Origin of the sequence: Prauserella muralis, from assembly GCF_003202285.1 — a bacterium.
GTDB lineage: Bacteria > Actinomycetota > Actinomycetes > Mycobacteriales > Pseudonocardiaceae > Prauserella_B > Prauserella_B muralis.
In genome coordinates this window covers 41,587-56,147 of record NZ_MASW01000001.1, presented here as the reverse complement: position 1 = coordinate 56,147, position 14,561 = coordinate 41,587, and the positions used below count along the sequence as shown (strand labels likewise).

Below are 14,561 nucleotides of genomic sequence, written 5' to 3'. Positions count from 1 at the left end.
CGGAACGGCCCTGACCTGCGTGGCCCGGTTGGGGGGTCATTGCGTGTCGATTTCGCGCAGCCGGGGGTGGTGGCGTTTACTGGTCCTCGTGGTAAGCGACGGCCTGGCCAGCGCTTGCTGTTGCAAGCACCTGGGGACCTGGGTTGTCGCCCGCGGTCACGCGGGACACCCGAGAAGAAAGGATTAGTACGTTGGCTCTGCCTACGTTGACTCCGGAACAGCGGGCGGAAGCCCTGGCCAAGGCGGCCGAGGCTCGCAAGGCGCGCTCGGAGCTGCTCGCGTCCATCAAGTCCGGCAAGGAGAGCATCGACAAGGTGCTCAAGCGTGCCAAGGACGACAAGACCGTCGGCAAGACGAAGGTCACCCAGCTGCTCAAGGCGGTGCCCGGTCTCGGGACGGTGAAGGTCGCCGCGCTCCTGGAGCAGGCGGGTATCGACCCCGACCGGCGGGCGGCCGGCCTCGGCGAGCGCCAGCGCGAAGCGCTCATCAACGCGCTCAAGTGAGTGCCACGCCCGTGAGGGGTTAGCCGGAGCTCACCCGCGTCCGGCGTGCGCCGGGCCGGCACTCGAGGACACCTCGGCTAACCACTCACGAGGCAGGCCCATCGCGCCGAACAGGGTCGCGAACTTGGCGGTCGTCTCGTCGAGCTCGGCCTGCGGGTCGGAGTCCGGCACGATGCCGCCGCCCGCGTACAGCCGCAGCGACCGCTCGGCCACCTCGGCGCAGCGGATGGACACCGCCCACTCGCCGTCCCCACCGGCATCCACCCAGCCGACGGCGCCCGCGTAGTACCCGCGCTGGAACGGTTCCAGCTCGGTCACCAGGGCGCGCGCCGAATCCGTCGGCGTTCCGCAGATCGCGGGCGTGGGGTGCAGCGCGGCCGCGAGCCGCAGAGCGGTGATGTCCGCGTCGATCAGCTCGCCGGTCACCGTGGTGCCCAGATGCCACATGGTCGGCGTCGACACCAGGTCCGGCACGGCGGGCACGTCCAGCTTCCGGCAGAACGGCCGCAGCGCCTCGGTGACGGCGTCGGTCAGCACGGCGTGCTCGATGTGGTCCTTGCGGGAGGCCAGCAGGGCCCTGCCGTTCTCCGCGTCCTCGACCGGGTCGGCCGAACGCGGCATCGACCCGGCGTGGGGGTGCGACACCACCTGGGTGCCCCGCCGCGACAGCAGGAGCTCGGGGCTCGATCCGACGAGGGTGCGCGCGCCGGGCAGTCCCGCGGCAAAGGTGTAGCCACGCGGGTTGTCCAGCACCAGGTTCACCAGGATGGCCTCGGGCGACACGCCGGTGTCGAACTCCAGGTCGAGTGCCCTGGCCAGCACCACCTTGCGCAGGCCGCGCTCGCCGAGTGCGGCGACGGCCCTGGCCACCGCGTCGCGGTGCAGGACGGGTTCGGGCACCGAGCGCACTCGCGACGGCGTGCCGACCTCCCTGCGCGGGAGCGTGGCCGCCGCGGGGTGCGCAGGGCCGGTGACGTGGGCCGTCGCGGGCACCACCATGCGTCCCGGCGTGCCCGCGCCGCTGTCGAAGGGCAGCACGCCCATCGCGATGGGCGGGTCCGACTCGGCGAGCACCGCGTGGACCCGCTCGCTGAGGGCGGCCTCGTCGGTGCCGGTCAGCTCCTGGGCCACGCCGGCGCCGGCCACGGTGCGCCGCTCCGTGGCGAGGAAGAAGTCGCCTCGCCGGTAGTCGTCGAGCAGTCGCACCGCGTTCATTGCCTCCATTGTCCGCCCGGGCGAGCGGGTACCCGCCGTTAGCCGCACCACACCCGGTGCCCGTCGCCGTCCGGTCGGTCCTTCTCGCGAGCGCGCGCGAGCGAGTCGTCCGGACTTCCGTACAGCACGTGTCACAGCCCCTGCTCAGGCTTCCACCAGCGCTCGCTGACGGTCAGCTCGTCGCCGGTCAGCACGGCCACGGCGGCCCGGTAGCCCTCGCCCGGGTCGAGGTCGGCCATCCGGGTCCTGCCCGGCGCCAGCGCGCGGTCCTCGGAACGGGTGAGCCGCGGCGGTTCGCCGGGGCCGGACATGGTGAGGCTGCGCAGCGGGATCCGCAGCCCGCGGCCGGTGGCCTTCATCACCGCCTCCTTGCGGGTCCAGTAGGTGAAGAAGGCGTCGGCGCGGGCGGCCGGGTCCAGGTGGGTGAGCGCGGCCCGCTCGGTGTCGTTCAGCGCGTAGCCGAGCAGCGAGTCGTCGGCTCGTCTGCTCGCGGTCTCCACGTCGAGACCGACGGCGGGCCCGCTGGTCAGGGCCACACCGATCCGCTCGCCGGAGTGCGAGATGGACAGCGTCAGCGGGGTGCCGGGCAGCCTGGGCGGGCCGTGCTGCCTGCCGCAGTCGGCGCACCGGGCGTCGAACTCGACCGCACCCGCCGCCAGCCCGAGCCGCTGCCCCGCGATCGTCTTGGCGAGCACCCGGCCGGTGAGGAACCGCCGCTGGTCGGGCTCCCTGCGATAGGTCTGGTACCGCTCGCGCTCGGCGTCGCTGAGCAGTGCCAGGAACTCGGCGGGCTCGGCGACGGGCTCGGCCCACCACACCTCGCAGTCGATCACGGCATCGAATCTACGGCCAGCCACAGGGGTGCCACCAGGGCCGCCGTGCGTTACCGTAGGACTAAGCAACCGCTTAGTAAGCCGAGGGAGTCTGTGCGGCGATGGATTTCAGCCTGAGCGTCGAAGAGCGCGAGATTCGTGACTGGGTGCGTACGTTCGTCCAGCGGGAACTGCTCCCGCGGGAGCAGGAGGTGCTGCGCAGGGAGCGTGCCGGGCAGCCCGGCCTGACCTCCGACGAGCTGGAGGAACTGCAGCTCAAGGCGCGCGACTCCGGCTTCTGGGGCGTGCAGACGCCGGAGGAGTACGGCGGCATGGGCCTGTCCGCCGTGATGACCGCCCTCCTCGAGGCGGAGCTGGGCCGGACGTTCGTGCCGTTCCGCTTCGGCGGCGCCGCCGACAACATCCTTTTCTACGCCAACGAGGAGCAGAAGCAGCGCTACCTGCTGCCCACCATCGAGGGCAAGCGCAAGTCGTGCTTCGCCATCACCGAGCCCGGCGCCGGGTCGGACGCCAAGGCCATCCGCACCACCGCGCGCAAGGACGGCGGCGACTGGGTCATCAACGGCGAGAAGACGTTCATCACCGGCGGCAACGAGGCCGACTTCGTGATGGTGTTCGCCATCACCGACCCGGAGAGGGGTGCCAACGGCGGCGTCACCTGCTTCCTCGTCGACCGCGACATGGGCTGGCGTTCCGAGTACATCGACACGATGGGCGAGTGGGGCCCCGCGGCGCTGGTCTTCGAGGACGTCCGGGTGCCGGAGAGCCAGATCCTCGGTGAGCTGGGCCAGGGCTTCAACCTCGCGATGCAGTGGATCGGGCGGGGCCGCTACCTGCTGCCCGCGCGTGCCATCGGCTCGTGCGAGCGGCTGCTGTCCATGGCCATCGAGCACGCGAACACGCGGGAGACCTTCGGGGCGCCGATCGCCGAGCGGCAGGCCATCCAGTGGATGATCGCCGACTCCGGTGTGGAGATTGAAGCCCTGCGCTGGCTGGTGTTGCACGCCGCATGGCAGGTCGACTCCGGAATGGACTCCCGGCACGCCCAGTCGATCGCCAAGCTCTACGGCGGCGTCAAGGCCAACGAGATCGTCGACCGCGTGCTGCAGATCCACGGCGGGATGGGTTACACGCGCGAGCTGCCCATCGAGCGCTGGTACCGCGAGCTGCGGCTGCTGCGCATCTACGAGGGCACCGACGAGATCCAGCGGCGCACCATCGCCCGCAACCTGCTCAAGGGCCACGCCAAGGTCGGCGGCGCCCTGGGCTAGGTTCCCGGCGAGTCTCCCCGGTCCGGGATCGGGCCCAGTGCGTCGATCGCGGCGTCGATGGTGCCGGCCAGCCGCGCGGGGTCGTGGCCGGCACGTTCGCGTACGCGCAGCCCGAGGACCGTCGTGAACAGCAGTTCCGTGGCCGCGTCGACATCGAGGTCGGCGGCGAGTTCACCGTCTCGGCAGCCGCGGCGCAGCACGGCCGCGATGGCCTGGCGGGTCACGTCGAACGCGGCTTCGGTCCGCCGTCGCACCTCCGGGTCTGTCGTGCCGAGTTCGGTCGTCGTGTTGACCACGAAGCAGCCGAGGCCGGTGTGCTGGTCGTCGCCGGTGACCAGCCACTGCAACCACGCTCGCAGGACGTCCCGGCAGGGTCCGGTGTCGTTCAGGCGGGCCTCGGCCTCCGCGGAATCCGTCGCGCGGTAGTGATCGAGCGCGCGGAGGAACAACGTGTGCTTGTCGCCGAAGGTGCGGTAGAGGCTGCTGGGTGTGAGCTGCAGTGCGCCGCCGAGGTCGCGGACCGAGGTGGCGTGATAGCCGAGGCGCCGGAACAGTGCGGTCGCCCGGGCCACCACTTCCTGCTCGTCGAACTCGCGTGGGCGTGGCATGCCCCACAGCCTACCAAGATTGTGGAGCGATCGTTCCCGTACTAGCGTCACCCCGCATATGGGAACGATCGTTCCCGAACCTGGAGGGAGAGCGCCGGTGACGACTACTTCCGACCCGACGGCCGGGGATCGGCAGACCGACAGCTGGCTCGCGGTGGGCGTGGTGGCCTTCGGGACGTTTCTGCTGGTGACTGCCGAGCAACTGCCGATCGGTCTGCTGATGCGGGTCGGTTCGGAGCTGGAGGTCTCCGCGGGTGCCGCCGGCCTGATGGTGACCGTGACCAGCATCGTCGCGGGGCTGGCCGCTCCGGTGATCCCGGTTGCCGTGGGCAGGATGGACCGGCGGTGGTTGCTCGTCGGGCTGATGGGCCTGATGACGCTGGCCAATGTGGTCTCCGGCGTCGCGCGGACCTTCGAGGTGCTCATCGCCTCCCGTGCCGTGGTGGGAGTGGCGATCGGCGGATTCTGGGCGGTCGCGGGCGGTCTGGCCGTCCGCCTGGTGACCGCTCGCCGGGTACCGCAGGCCACCGCCGTGATCTTCGGTGGAGTGGGAGCGGCGAACGTCTTCGGCGTGCCGATCGGCACGTTGCTCGGTGATCTCGCCGGATGGCGCGTCGCGTTCGCCACGCTGAGCGGCCTCGCGCTGGCCGCGTTGATCGCCCTGCTCGCGATGTTGCCGCCGCTGGCCGCGTTGGAACCGGTCCGACCCCGGCAGCTGGTCGGCCAGTTCCGCGATCGGGGCGTGCGCGTCGGCATCGTCGCGACGTTGCTCGTCGTGACGGCCCACTTCGCCGCTTACACGTTCGTGAGCCCTGTGCTGCAGGACCTGTCAGGCGTCCGTGCCGACCTTGTCGGGCCACTGCTGTTCGGGTTCGGCCTCGCCGGCATCGCAGGCAACTTCCTCGCCGGTGCCGCGGTGGCGCGCCGACTCCACCGGACGGTGCTGGCGATCGTCGGTGCGCTCGCCACGGTGCTGCTGCTGTTCCCCCTGCTGGGCGTGACGGTGGTGGGCGGGATCGTGCTGCTGATCGCCTGGGGGCTGGTGTACGGCGGGGTGTCCGTGAGCCTGCAGACGTGGATGATAAAAGCAGCGCCACGGGCCGTCGAAGCCGCGACCGCGCTGTGGGTGTCGGTGTTCAACCTGGCGATCGGTCTTGGCGCACTGTCCGGGGGCCTGGTCGTCGACGCTCTCGGCCTCGAGCGCGTGCTCTGGTTCGGCGGTGCGTGTTTCGTCGTGACCGGGCTCGCCGTGTGGACGGTTCGCACTGTGGACAGCCTCCGGTGAGGCCGCCGGGGCTCGCCCTCGGCCACCGGTGCGGACGTGCGCCGCCGGGTTTGCTGCTCGAATTTCGTGGGTCGCGCCGTGGGGGCACGCCGGTGCCTGCCCCCACGGCGAACTGCGTCTGCCGAATCAGGACGAGGACACCGGGCGGCGCTGCTCGCGCAGTGCGAGCGGCACGCCTGCCAGATCCTCCTCGTTGCACAGGATCTTCAGGTTGTAGTACGGGAACCCGTCCCGGTCGTCGTAGTCGAGGTGGACGGCGAGTACGTCCACGGGCTCGCCGAGCCACTGCTGGGCCTGCCTGAGCCAGCCTGCGCAGCGCTCGAGCGCTGACGGCAGATCGTCGTCGCGGAACTCGACCGGGCGATAGGGGACGTCCTGTACCTGGTCACGAGGGTCGGAGGGGAGTGGAAGGCCCGGGGCGACCCCCGCGTCGTTGAGTTCCAGCTTGATGGTTTCCTCACTCACCCCACGAGCGTCCCTCAGCAGCGGCGCGGGGGCAAGCGCGGGGTTCGCCACGACACAGGCCCTACCCCCGGTCGGGGGCGCCCAGCACGCGCATCGCCAGCTGGACGTAGTGGCCTGCGAGGTCGTCGAGCGTCAGCGCACCTCGCGGCGAGTACCACCTGGCCACGCCGTTGCACATCTCCAGCAGCGCGATCCTGGTGACGCCGGGCTGTTCGGTGTGGAAAAGGCCCGCCCGCAGCCCCTCGTCGATGGCATCGGACCACAGCTGCTCGTAGCTGTCGCGCAGCTGCACCACCGAGCGCCGCAGCCGTGGCGAGAGCACACCGATCTCGTTGTCCACCACCCGCGTCTCGTTGGGCTGCCGGGCGTGGGTCATGACATGCAGGGTGACCAGCCTCGTCAGCCGTTCCGCCGGATCGGTGACGCCGTCGATCGTCGCCTTCGCGGTCTCCAGCAGCCTGCCGAGGCAGTCCACCATGATCTCGGCGAGCAGTTCCTCCTTGGTGCCCATGTAGTGGTACAGACTGGCCGACGACAGCTTCGCGGCCTGCGCGAGGTCGCGGATGCCCGTGCCGTGGAAACCCTTGGTGGCGAACAGTTTCACCGCGGCTCTCCGGACGCGTTCCCGGCTCGCTACCGCCATCTGTCCTCCACCCGGTCGTAGGCGCCGTCGCGCAGGTCGGCGCCGGCCCTGCGCAGCTCGCCCTTGGCCACGCGCTCCGACGGCGTCATCGGCAGCGACTCCACGAAGGCCCAGTAGCGCGGCACCTTGAAGTAGGCCAGCTTGCTCGCGCAGAACTCGGCCAGCTCCCGCGGCGGCACGTCATCGTCACACACGACGTAGGCCTTGATCTCCTCGCCGCGCACCTCGTCGGGCACCGCCAGCACCGCGGCCGCGCGCACGGCAGGATGCAGCAGCAGGGCCCGCTCCACCTCGTCGGCGGAGACGTTCTCGCCGCTGCGCCGGATCATGTCCTTGGTCCGGCCCACGTAGAACACCCGCCCCTCGGTGTCCATTCTGGCCAGGTCCCCGGTGTGGAACCAGCCTCCCCGGAACGCGCGCGCCGTGGCCTCGGGGTCGGCGTGGTAGCCGTGCATCAGCCCGATGCCCCGGATGAGGAGCTCGCCGGTCTGCCCGCGCGGCACCGGGGCGCCGGACTCGTCGGCGATCATCACCTCGCGGTTGGCCGAGGGCCTGCCGATGCAGCCGCTGCCCACCAGTTCGTCGTGGTCGCCGGGGTACATGCGGATGTCTCCGCCGGTCTCGGTCATCCCGAACGCCTCGAACCACGGCACCCCCCAGCGGCGCTCCAGCTCCGCGTGCAGCTCCCTCGGGATGGCCGACGCCGTGATCGCACGCACCCGGTGCCGCCGGTCGTCGGCGGACTCGGGCATGCGCAGCAACAGGTTCGGCATCAGGCCGAGGCAGTAGAACCACGTGACGCCGTGTTCGCGGACCTTCGCCCAGAACGTCGAGGGGTGAAACCGGTCGAGCACCACCAGCGTGGCGCCCGAGGCCAGCCCCGCGGCGACGTTCCACTGCGGATCGATGTAGTGGAACGGTTGCGCGGTGAGCAGCACGTCACGGTCGGTGAGATGCGGGAACTCGGCGGTCAGATCGCCCGCGAGCGCCGTCCAGTACCGGTGCGGCAGCACGCAGCCCTTCGGCGCCCCGGTCGTGCCCGACGTGTACTGGATGTTGGTCGGCAGCTCCGGCGCGGGTTCGAACGCCGGGGCCTCGCCCGCGGGGGTGAGTTCGTCGACGGTGAGCACCCGCTCCAGCTCGGTCTGCGGGGCGATGCGGCCGAGCAGGCCGGTGAACTCCGCGGCTGCGACGGCGAACCGGGCACCGGAATGGCCGAGCACGTGGGCGCCGTCCAGTTCCTGGTAACCGGTGTTCACGGGCACCAGCACGGCGCCGAGCCGGGCCAGTGCCAGCCACAGCAAGGGGAACTCCGGCTGGTTGCGCAGCATCACCGCCACGCGGTCGCCGGGTCCGGCGCCCAGTGCGGCGAGTGCCGAGGCCAGCTCCTCGCTGCGCCGGCGCACCTCCGCGAAGGTGAGCCGCTGCCCGGTCTCGTCGAACACCCACGCGGTCCTGTCCGGCCAGCGGCGCGCGGCCTCGCGAACCAGGCCGGTGAGCGTCTGCGGGGTCATCCGGTGCGGAACCTCTCCGTGGCCTGCGCCACCTCGGGGGTGTGCTCGGTGAGCAGGGCGTGGCTGACCTCCAGCTCCAGCGCGGCGTCCACCGCGCTGTCGATGCCGCGGTCGAGGGCGCGTTTGGCCAGGGTCACCGCCGTCGAAGGGCGATCGGCGATCCGCTTGGCCCAGCTCACCGCCCGCTCCAGCAGGTCGTCGCGCGCCACGAGCGCGTTGACCAGGCCCATTCCCTCGGCGGTCTGCGCGTCGATCCGCTCGCCGAACAGCAGCAGCTCCTTGGCCCTGAGCGGCCCGACCAGCAGCGGCAGCAACCGCGAGGCCGCGCCGGTGACACTCAGCCCGAGGCCGGTCTCGGGAAAGGCGAACACCGCGTCGTCCGAGGCCAGCACGAGGTCGCAGCCCAGCGCGAACTCGGCGCCCGCGCCGATCGCGTAGCCGTGCACGGCGGCGATCACTGGCTGCGGGAGCGCGCGCAGAGCCCGTGTCACGTCCTGTAGCCGTTCGAGCCTGGCGCGTGAGTCGCCCTCGGGTTCGGGCGCCTTGAGGTCGTGTCCCGCGCAGAACGCCCGCCCTCTCCCCGCGAGAACCACGGCCCGCACGGAGCCGTCGTCGGCTACGGTTGCCAGCGCGGTGAGCAGGTCGTCGACCAGCTCCGGCGCCACGGCGTTGAGCCGGTCGGGCCGGTTGAGCCAGACGAGCGCGACGCCGTCGTCCACGGCGAGTTCCACGGTCCTCATGCGGGGCAGCCTAGACGACCCGATCGAACGATCGATAGGGTTCACGGCATGGTTCGTGACGCGGTGCCCGGCGACATCGACGAGATCTGCGCGCTCATCGAGGAGCACGCCCGGTACGAGGGCAACGACGAGCTGAAGCTCGACCGCGCCGAGATGGCGCGGCACCTGTTCGGTCCCGACCCCAAGGCGTGGGTGCTGATGGCCGAGCACGGTGGTGAGGTGGCGGGCATGGCGTTCTGTTCGTGGAGCTTCTCGACGTGGGAGGCACGGCCCGGGATCTGGCTGGACGACATCTTCGTGCGCCCCGCGTACCGGCGGCACGGCCTCGGCCGGGAACTGCTGCACGAGCTGCGGGCACGCACCACGGGCCGCATCGAGTGGGACATGCAGGAGGGCAACGAGCGGGCCGCGGCCTTCTACGCCCAGCTGGGCGCACGGCCGGTGCCGGGCTGGATCCGGTACCGGTGGCGCCCTGACGCACCGTGACCAGGCACGCGGCCGGACCCGTATCGTATGGCGTATGGCTGATGAGTCGAACCGGCGGTCGTCCTCGGTCGAGGACTACGTACGGGCGATCTACGGCCTGGCTGAGCGCGGTGAGGCCGTCACGAACACGTCACTGGCCAGCAGGCTGGAGGTGAGCCCGTCCTCGGCGTCCGGCATGGTGACGAAGCTGGCCCAGCAGGGCCTGGTGGCGCACGTGCCTTACCGCGGCATCGAGCTGACCCCCGAGGGGCGGCTGCTCGCGCGGGCCGTGCTGCGCAGGCACCGGCTGATCGAGTCCTACCTCGTGTCGGAGCTCGGCTACACGTGGGACGAGGTGCACTCCGAGGCCGACCTGCTGGAGCACGTGGTGTCCGACCGGCTGGTCGAGCGCATCGCGGCCAAGCTCGGCAACCCGGTGCGCGACCCGCACGGCGACCCGATCCCGGCCGTGGACGGCAGCGTCGAGGAGCTGTCGACGCGGCTGCTCGACGACCTGCCCGCCGGTGCGGTGGGGGAGATCGCGCGGGTGTGGGACACCGATCCCGAGCTGCTGCGATACCTGGCCGACCACGAGATCGAGCTGGGCAAGCGCATCGAGGTGGTGGAACGCCAGCCGTTCGGCGGACCCATCGTCGTGCGCATCGGCCAGCCCCCGGAGGACGCCACCCACGCTCTGGGCAAGGAGATCGCCCAGGCCCTGTCGGTCGCCCTCCGCTGACGTTCGCTCACCCACCGCCCGGCGAGCCGAAGGGCACCTTGGGTACACGTGCCGTACCCAAGGGCACCCTGGGCTCGGTGGCGGACTCGGCGAGTCCTGTGTGGACACTTTTCGGCGAGGTGCCGGTGGACCGCGTGTTTCATTGTCATGGCGCCGAATGTGCGACGCCAGGTGGGGTCCTTAGCCCCTTACGCTGCCGCCACCGCTCCCATACGCTGCTGCGGTCCCTCGATGGCGGGAGCGACGATGACCGGTCAGCCAACACAGCACACGGTCCGGGGGGAGCAGGCCGCGTACGAGCTCGAGTCGCTGCTGGCGACCGGGCCGTTCGCCGCGGCGTTGCGGGCGGCGATCCGAGCACGTGGCCTCGGACTCGAACGAATCCAGTACCGGCTGCGCCGCAGGGGTGTGCCGGTGAGCCTCGCGACACTGAGCCACTGGCAGTCGGGGCGGTGCCGCCCCGAGCGGCCCGGGTCCCTGGCCGCACTGCGGTACCTGGAGGAGGTGGTGGACGTTCCGCCGGGCTCGCTGCTGAGACTGCTGTCCGTGGACGAAGCCGAGGTGCGCCGATGAGGCGCTGCGCCGGTGTCACCGGCCTGCCCGGCCGTTCAGCGCCGGGCCCTCGCGCCGGGTGACGTGCCGGCGAAGCGTTCGCTCACCTGCTCCTCGGTGAGGCCGAAGTCGGCGAGCCGGTAGCTGTGCGAGGGCCGGGCCGTGCCCGTCGTGCTCGCCGCGTGCAGCCGGCGCATGGCGGTCGCGGCCTCGTCCGTGAGCGGGAGATCGAAGTGGTCGTAGATGGCGGTCACCGTGCCGATCGGGTCGGCGACGAAGTCGGAGTAGGCCACGTCGTAGAAGCGCGCCGGGTCGTGCCGCTGCCGCTGCTCGGTGAACGTCTCCAGCCCGCGCGCCCACAACTCCAGCTGGTCGGCCCCGACGACCTCGCCGCGGAACGTCTCCGACCAGCCCTGCGAGGCGCGCGCGTTGAGGCTGCAGACCGACGCGATGGCCGTGTGCGGCTCGCGGTGGGTCTGGATCACCAGCGCGTCCGGGTACACGGCGAGCAGGGCGTCGAGGGCGAACAGGTGGCTCGGGTTCTTCAGCACCCAGCGGCGGCCCGCGTCGGGAAGGCCGATGAGCTGCAGGTTGCGCCGGTGCCTGCGGTAGGCCGGTGTCCAGTCCTGCCCGGCCAGCCACGCCGAGTACGTGGAAACGTGGGCGAGGCACTCGAACGACACCGAGCGCAGCGACTGCCGCAGCAGCTGCCAGCACTCCTCGACCTGATCGGCCGACATCGCGTGCACGCCCATGAACTCGGGATGCTCGTCGTGGTAGCGCTCGTAGCCCTGCTGGATGCGCTGGAACACCGGGTTGTCCGGCCACGTCTCGCGCGGAGGGCGGGGCTGCGGGACCTCGGTGAGCCACACCTCGAGGCCCTGGTGCGCGGGGTCGGCGGTGAGCAGCCGGTGCAGTGCGGTGGTGCCGGTGCGTGGCAGACCGGTGACGAAGATGGGCCGCTCGATGGGCACGTCGGCGTGCTCGGGGTGGCGTTGCCACGCGGCCTCGCTGAGCAGCCGGGCTACCAGTGCGCCGCGCAGGAACGCCCGCTGCACCTTGGCGCCCAGCGGCGTCAGCCCTGCCTCGCGCTCGTAGGACTCCAGCAGCACGGCGAGCCCGTCGGTGTAGTCGTCGGGGCCGAAGTCGTCGAGCCCGGTGATCTTCGTCGCCGAGGCGTGCAGGTCCGCGACGGTGCCGACACCCATGTCCGCTCCCCTCAGTGGTGGTACTCGCCGCCGTTCACGTCGAGACACTGGCCCGTGACCGCGCGGGCCAGCGGAGAGGCGAGAAACACCACGGCGTCGGCGATCTCGTCCGGCTCCGGCAGCTTGCGCAGGTCGATCGTGGCGGCGGTCTCGTCGTAGACCTGCTGCGGCTCGACGCCGCGTTCCTTGGCGAGGTAGGCGAAGTACCACTTGAGGTGCCCGGCCCAGATGTAGCCGGGCGCCACCGAGTTCACACGCACGCCTTTCGGTCCGACCTCGGTGGCCAGGCTCTGCGCGAGCGCCAGCAGGCTGGACTTGGCCATCTTGTACGCGCCGAAGGTGCGGCGGGAATGCCGCAGCACCGCGGAGTTGATCATCACGACGGAGCCGCGGGACGCTTCGAGCGCGGGCACGAACAGCCTGCTCAGGCGCAGCGCGGCCAGCACGTTGGTCTCGAACCCGGTGCGGACGGCGTCCAGGTCCACGTCGAGCAGGTCGGTGATCGGCGGGATCGCGAACGCGTTGTTCACCAGAGCGTCCACCCGGCCGAAGGAGTCCAGTGTGGACTCCACGAGCCGGGTGCACGCGGTGTCGTCGGTGATGTCGGTGGGCACGGTGACCGCGCGCCTGCCCAGGTCGGTGACCTCCTTGGCCACCTTCTCCAGCCGAGACTCGGTGCGCGCGGCGAGTGCCACGTCGGCGCCCGCGCGGGCGCACTGCACGGCGATCGCCCTGCCCAGCCCCGCCCCGACGCCGGAGACCACAACCACCTTGTCCGCGAGCAACATCAGCCGAGCATCCTGTCGGCGACGGCCTCCTGCCGGGCCGCGATGCGGGCCGTCCACTCGTCGGCGGTGACGCGGGCGTGGTCGTAGTGCGGCAGCAGCCGGGGCAGGTCGGCGACGTTCACGATCTCGACGCGCGGGCCGTCCTCGGAGGTGAGGTCGCGGGAGAGCCGCTGCCAGCGGATCTGCACGTAGCCGCGCCGGTGGCCGAGCCGCTCCAGCCAGTTGGCCACGCCGGGGTCGCGCTCGCTGACGACGAACCGGAGCATGCCGTCGGGGTCGACGCGGGCCTGGTCGGCGGTGAGGCTCGTCTGGTGGTTGACGTAGTCGAGCGAGATGTACCACATGCTGCCGAGCTGGATGCCCTGGTACGGCGCGTCCGAGGCCGGCACGGTGACGATCATCGCCTGGTCGTCCGCCAGGTCGTAGTGGCCTGCGGAGGAGAACTGCGTGGCCAGCCCGCCCGGGGTCCTGCGCGGCTCGGTCATGGTGTTCACGGGCAGCTTCAGGTAGTACCACTCGGGGAACGCCAGGAACGTCCGCAGCCTGCTGAGCAGGATCTTGCCCGCGACGCCGAAGCGCTTCTCCAGCGTGTCCCTGCCGATGGGCGGCGGTGCGGTGCCCGCCCGGTCGGCGCGCCGGATGCGCAGCGTGCCCCGCCGTTCGCGACCCCAGTCGCTGTACACCTCGCGCACGACGAGCATCGCCGAGCCCTCGCCGAGCACGAAGTAGCCGGGGCCGGCCTTCGCCGCGTCCGGTCCGAACCGGATCTCGAACGTGCCGTCCCCGGCGATGTCGAACGCACGGTCGTCGAACGCGGTGAGACTGTCCGGCACCTCGACCGGCGAGTAGTCGCCGTTCAACACCTGGAAGCTCAGGTCGCGGGTGGTTCCCCGGGTGCCCGTGACGACGTACTCGGCGCTGTCGCGCAGGTAGGAGTGGAAGTACAGCGCGTCCGGATTGTCGAGGCCCATCTTGGTGTAGGGGCCGGTGGACTGGGTGAAGTACGGGTAGTCGCGCTCGTAGGCCCACGCCAGCTGCAGCGAGGCGCGGATGCTGCCCGCGAGGTAGTCGTAGCCCTCGAGAAGGTCCTGCTCGGTGCTGATGTGCGGTGCCTCGGCGATGACCTTCTCGGCCTCGACCACGGCGTCGGCGAACGGCTGAGTGAGCACCGCGCAAGACTAGAACGTGTTCTATCCGTTGGTCAACGTCGTGGAGGCCCACCGGTTGGCGGTGAGCTGAAAGCTCGGCAGGTCGTCGAGTGAGAGCATGGCCTCGTAGGTGCGCGTGTAGCCGGTGTGCGCGATCCGCCACGCGCCGTCGGAGCAGCGCCGGTAGCGGTCCTCGTAGAACGCCGCGCCCTTGATGACCACGCGGTGCTCGGTGGCGATCACCGTGTCCTCGAAGCACCAGGTGCCCTGCGCCGTGTCGCCGTCGATATCGATCTCCGGTTGGGCGGCCATGTGCACGGTGATGATGTCCGGGCCGAGCTTGTCGCGCAGGAAACCGAGGATCTCGTCGCGGCCGGTGAAGGTCAGCGGGTCGCCGTAGGTGGGCGTGCCGTAGCCGGCCGTCGCGTCGGGGGTGAGCGTGTCGGCCAGCTCGTCCCAGCGCTTGAGGTCGACGCAGCGCAGGTAGCGGTGCTTGACGCGTTTGATCTCTTCCAGTGCCGTGAGGTCCATGGCGTCCAGCTTCCGCCGAGAGCCTCCGCGTGGCAAGAACTTGTTCTATTTCG

Annotated in this window: 17 protein-coding genes; 6 read left to right on the top strand and 11 right to left on the bottom strand. The window is 71.0% G+C overall.

Features of this window, described 5'->3' with window-relative positions; translation table 11 throughout:
* Nucleotides 1-191 precede the first annotated feature (191 nt).
* Entirely contained in the window at nt 192-503 is a 312-nt protein-coding gene (mihF, locus tag BAY60_RS01055) for an integration host factor, actinobacterial type (protein WP_112278944.1), read from the top strand.
* 30 nt (nt 504-533) lie between these two features.
* On the opposite strand, the gene BAY60_RS01050 is transcribed toward mihF, so the two are convergent.
* Nucleotides 534-1,718: an isochorismate synthase gene (locus BAY60_RS01050; protein WP_170160292.1), complete on the bottom strand. Its 1,185-nt coding sequence runs from the start codon at nt 1,716-1,718 to the stop codon at nt 534-536.
* Between the two features lie 131 nt (nt 1,719-1,849).
* Nucleotides 1,850-2,551 (bottom strand): 4'-phosphopantetheinyl transferase family protein, encoded by a 702-nt coding sequence (locus BAY60_RS01045; protein ID WP_112278942.1) that lies wholly within the window; start codon nt 2,549-2,551, stop codon nt 1,850-1,852.
* A gap of 101 nt (nt 2,552-2,652) precedes the next feature.
* Between BAY60_RS01045 and BAY60_RS01040 the strand changes: the two genes are divergently transcribed.
* Nucleotides 2,653-3,822, top strand: a complete 1,170-nt coding sequence (locus tag BAY60_RS01040) for an acyl-CoA dehydrogenase family protein (RefSeq protein WP_112278941.1) — start codon at nt 2,653-2,655, stop codon at nt 3,820-3,822.
* Here the strand turns inward: BAY60_RS01040 and BAY60_RS01035 are convergent.
* On the bottom strand, nt 3,819-4,430 hold the full coding sequence (locus BAY60_RS01035) for a TetR/AcrR family transcriptional regulator (protein ID WP_112278940.1): 612 nt from the start codon (nt 4,428-4,430) through the stop codon (nt 3,819-3,821). The genes BAY60_RS01040 and BAY60_RS01035 overlap by 4 nt on opposite strands.
* 97 nt (nt 4,431-4,527) lie before the next feature.
* On the opposite strand from BAY60_RS01035, the gene BAY60_RS01030 reads away from it, so the two are divergent.
* On the top strand, nt 4,528-5,715 hold the full coding sequence (locus BAY60_RS01030) for an MFS transporter (RefSeq protein ID WP_245992250.1): 1,188 nt from the start codon (nt 4,528-4,530) through the stop codon (nt 5,713-5,715).
* A gap of 126 nt (nt 5,716-5,841) precedes the next feature.
* On the opposite strand, the gene BAY60_RS01025 is transcribed toward BAY60_RS01030, so the two are convergent.
* From BAY60_RS01025 to BAY60_RS01010, 4 genes are all read right to left on the bottom strand, one after another.
* On the bottom strand, nt 5,842-6,180 hold the full coding sequence (locus BAY60_RS01025; RefSeq protein ID WP_112278938.1) for a hypothetical protein: 339 nt from the start codon (nt 6,178-6,180) through the stop codon (nt 5,842-5,844).
* Nucleotides 6,181-6,241: 61 nt separating this feature from the next.
* Complete coding sequence (locus tag BAY60_RS01020) at nt 6,242-6,823, bottom strand: TetR/AcrR family transcriptional regulator (protein WP_112278937.1); 582 nt, start codon at nt 6,821-6,823, stop codon at nt 6,242-6,244.
* Nucleotides 6,814-8,337, bottom strand: coding sequence for an AMP-binding protein (locus BAY60_RS01015; RefSeq protein WP_112278936.1), 1,524 nt, complete (start codon nt 8,335-8,337; stop codon nt 6,814-6,816). The genes BAY60_RS01020 and BAY60_RS01015 overlap by 10 nt, the downstream gene beginning before the upstream one ends.
* On the bottom strand, nt 8,334-9,077 hold the full coding sequence (locus BAY60_RS01010) for an enoyl-CoA hydratase/isomerase family protein (protein ID WP_211330157.1): 744 nt from the start codon (nt 9,075-9,077) through the stop codon (nt 8,334-8,336). The genes BAY60_RS01015 and BAY60_RS01010 overlap by 4 nt, the downstream gene beginning before the upstream one ends.
* Before the next feature lie 48 nt (nt 9,078-9,125).
* On the opposite strand from BAY60_RS01010, the gene BAY60_RS01005 reads away from it, so the two are divergent.
* From BAY60_RS01005 to BAY60_RS00995, 3 genes are all read left to right on the top strand, one after another.
* Nucleotides 9,126-9,563: a GNAT family N-acetyltransferase gene (locus tag BAY60_RS01005; protein WP_112278935.1), complete on the top strand. Its 438-nt coding sequence runs from the start codon at nt 9,126-9,128 to the stop codon at nt 9,561-9,563.
* Nucleotides 9,564-9,597: 34 nt separating this feature from the next.
* On the top strand, nt 9,598-10,281 hold the full coding sequence (locus BAY60_RS01000) for a metal-dependent transcriptional regulator (RefSeq protein WP_112278934.1): 684 nt from the start codon (nt 9,598-9,600) through the stop codon (nt 10,279-10,281).
* 246 nt (nt 10,282-10,527) lie between these two features.
* On the top strand, nt 10,528-10,854 hold the full coding sequence (locus BAY60_RS00995) for a transcriptional regulator (RefSeq protein WP_112278933.1): 327 nt from the start codon (nt 10,528-10,530) through the stop codon (nt 10,852-10,854).
* Between the two features lie 35 nt (nt 10,855-10,889).
* Here the strand turns inward: BAY60_RS00995 and BAY60_RS00990 are convergent, their stop codons facing one another.
* Genes BAY60_RS00990 through BAY60_RS00975 form a run of 4 tightly spaced genes read right to left on the bottom strand, consistent with a single transcriptional unit; the run spans nt 10,890 to nt 14,508 of the window.
* A complete protein-coding gene (locus BAY60_RS00990; protein WP_112278932.1) occupies nt 10,890-12,041 on the bottom strand; it encodes a sulfotransferase family protein in 1,152 nt (383 codons plus the stop codon).
* Nucleotides 12,042-12,052: 11 nt separating this feature from the next.
* The gene (locus tag BAY60_RS00985; RefSeq protein ID WP_112278931.1) at nt 12,053-12,829 is read right to left on the bottom strand and encodes an SDR family oxidoreductase; all 777 of its coding nucleotides are present in this window, start codon (nt 12,827-12,829) and stop codon (nt 12,053-12,055) included.
* The gene (locus tag BAY60_RS00980; RefSeq protein WP_112278930.1) at nt 12,829-13,998 is read right to left on the bottom strand and encodes a hypothetical protein; all 1,170 of its coding nucleotides are present in this window, start codon (nt 13,996-13,998) and stop codon (nt 12,829-12,831) included. The genes BAY60_RS00985 and BAY60_RS00980 overlap by 1 nt, the downstream gene beginning before the upstream one ends.
* Nucleotides 13,999-14,019: 21 nt before the next feature.
* A complete protein-coding gene (locus tag BAY60_RS00975; RefSeq protein WP_112278929.1) occupies nt 14,020-14,508 on the bottom strand; it encodes a nuclear transport factor 2 family protein in 489 nt (162 codons plus the stop codon).
* Between the last annotated feature and the right edge of the window lie 53 nt (nt 14,509-14,561).

Coding starts and splice junctions, on each gene's coding strand:
- BAY60_RS01050 (WP_170160292.1), bottom strand. CDS start 1,718: ATGAACGCGGTGCGACTGCTCGACGACTACCGGCGAGGCGACTTCTTC.
- BAY60_RS01040 (WP_112278941.1), top strand. CDS start 2,653: ATGGATTTCAGCCTGAGCGTCGAAGAGCGCGAGATTCGTGACTGGGTG.
- BAY60_RS01035 (WP_112278940.1), bottom strand. CDS start 4,430: ATGCCACGCCCACGCGAGTTCGACGAGCAGGAAGTGGTGGCCCGGGCG.
- BAY60_RS01020 (WP_112278937.1), bottom strand. CDS start 6,823: ATGGCGGTAGCGAGCCGGGAACGCGTCCGGAGAGCCGCGGTGAAACTG.
- BAY60_RS01015 (WP_112278936.1), bottom strand. CDS start 8,337: ATGACCCCGCAGACGCTCACCGGCCTGGTTCGCGAGGCCGCGCGCCGC.
- BAY60_RS01010 (WP_211330157.1), bottom strand. CDS start 9,077: ATGAGGACCGTGGAACTCGCCGTGGACGACGGCGTCGCGCTCGTCTGG.
- BAY60_RS01005 (WP_112278935.1), top strand. CDS start 9,126: ATGGTTCGTGACGCGGTGCCCGGCGACATCGACGAGATCTGCGCGCTC.
- BAY60_RS01000 (WP_112278934.1), top strand. CDS start 9,598: ATGGCTGATGAGTCGAACCGGCGGTCGTCCTCGGTCGAGGACTACGTA.
- BAY60_RS00995 (WP_112278933.1), top strand. CDS start 10,528: ATGACCGGTCAGCCAACACAGCACACGGTCCGGGGGGAGCAGGCCGCG.
- BAY60_RS00990 (WP_112278932.1), bottom strand. CDS start 12,041: ATGGGTGTCGGCACCGTCGCGGACCTGCACGCCTCGGCGACGAAGATC.
- BAY60_RS00985 (WP_112278931.1), bottom strand. CDS start 12,829: ATGTTGCTCGCGGACAAGGTGGTTGTGGTCTCCGGCGTCGGGGCGGGG.
- BAY60_RS00975 (WP_112278929.1), bottom strand. CDS start 14,508: ATGGACCTCACGGCACTGGAAGAGATCAAACGCGTCAAGCACCGCTAC.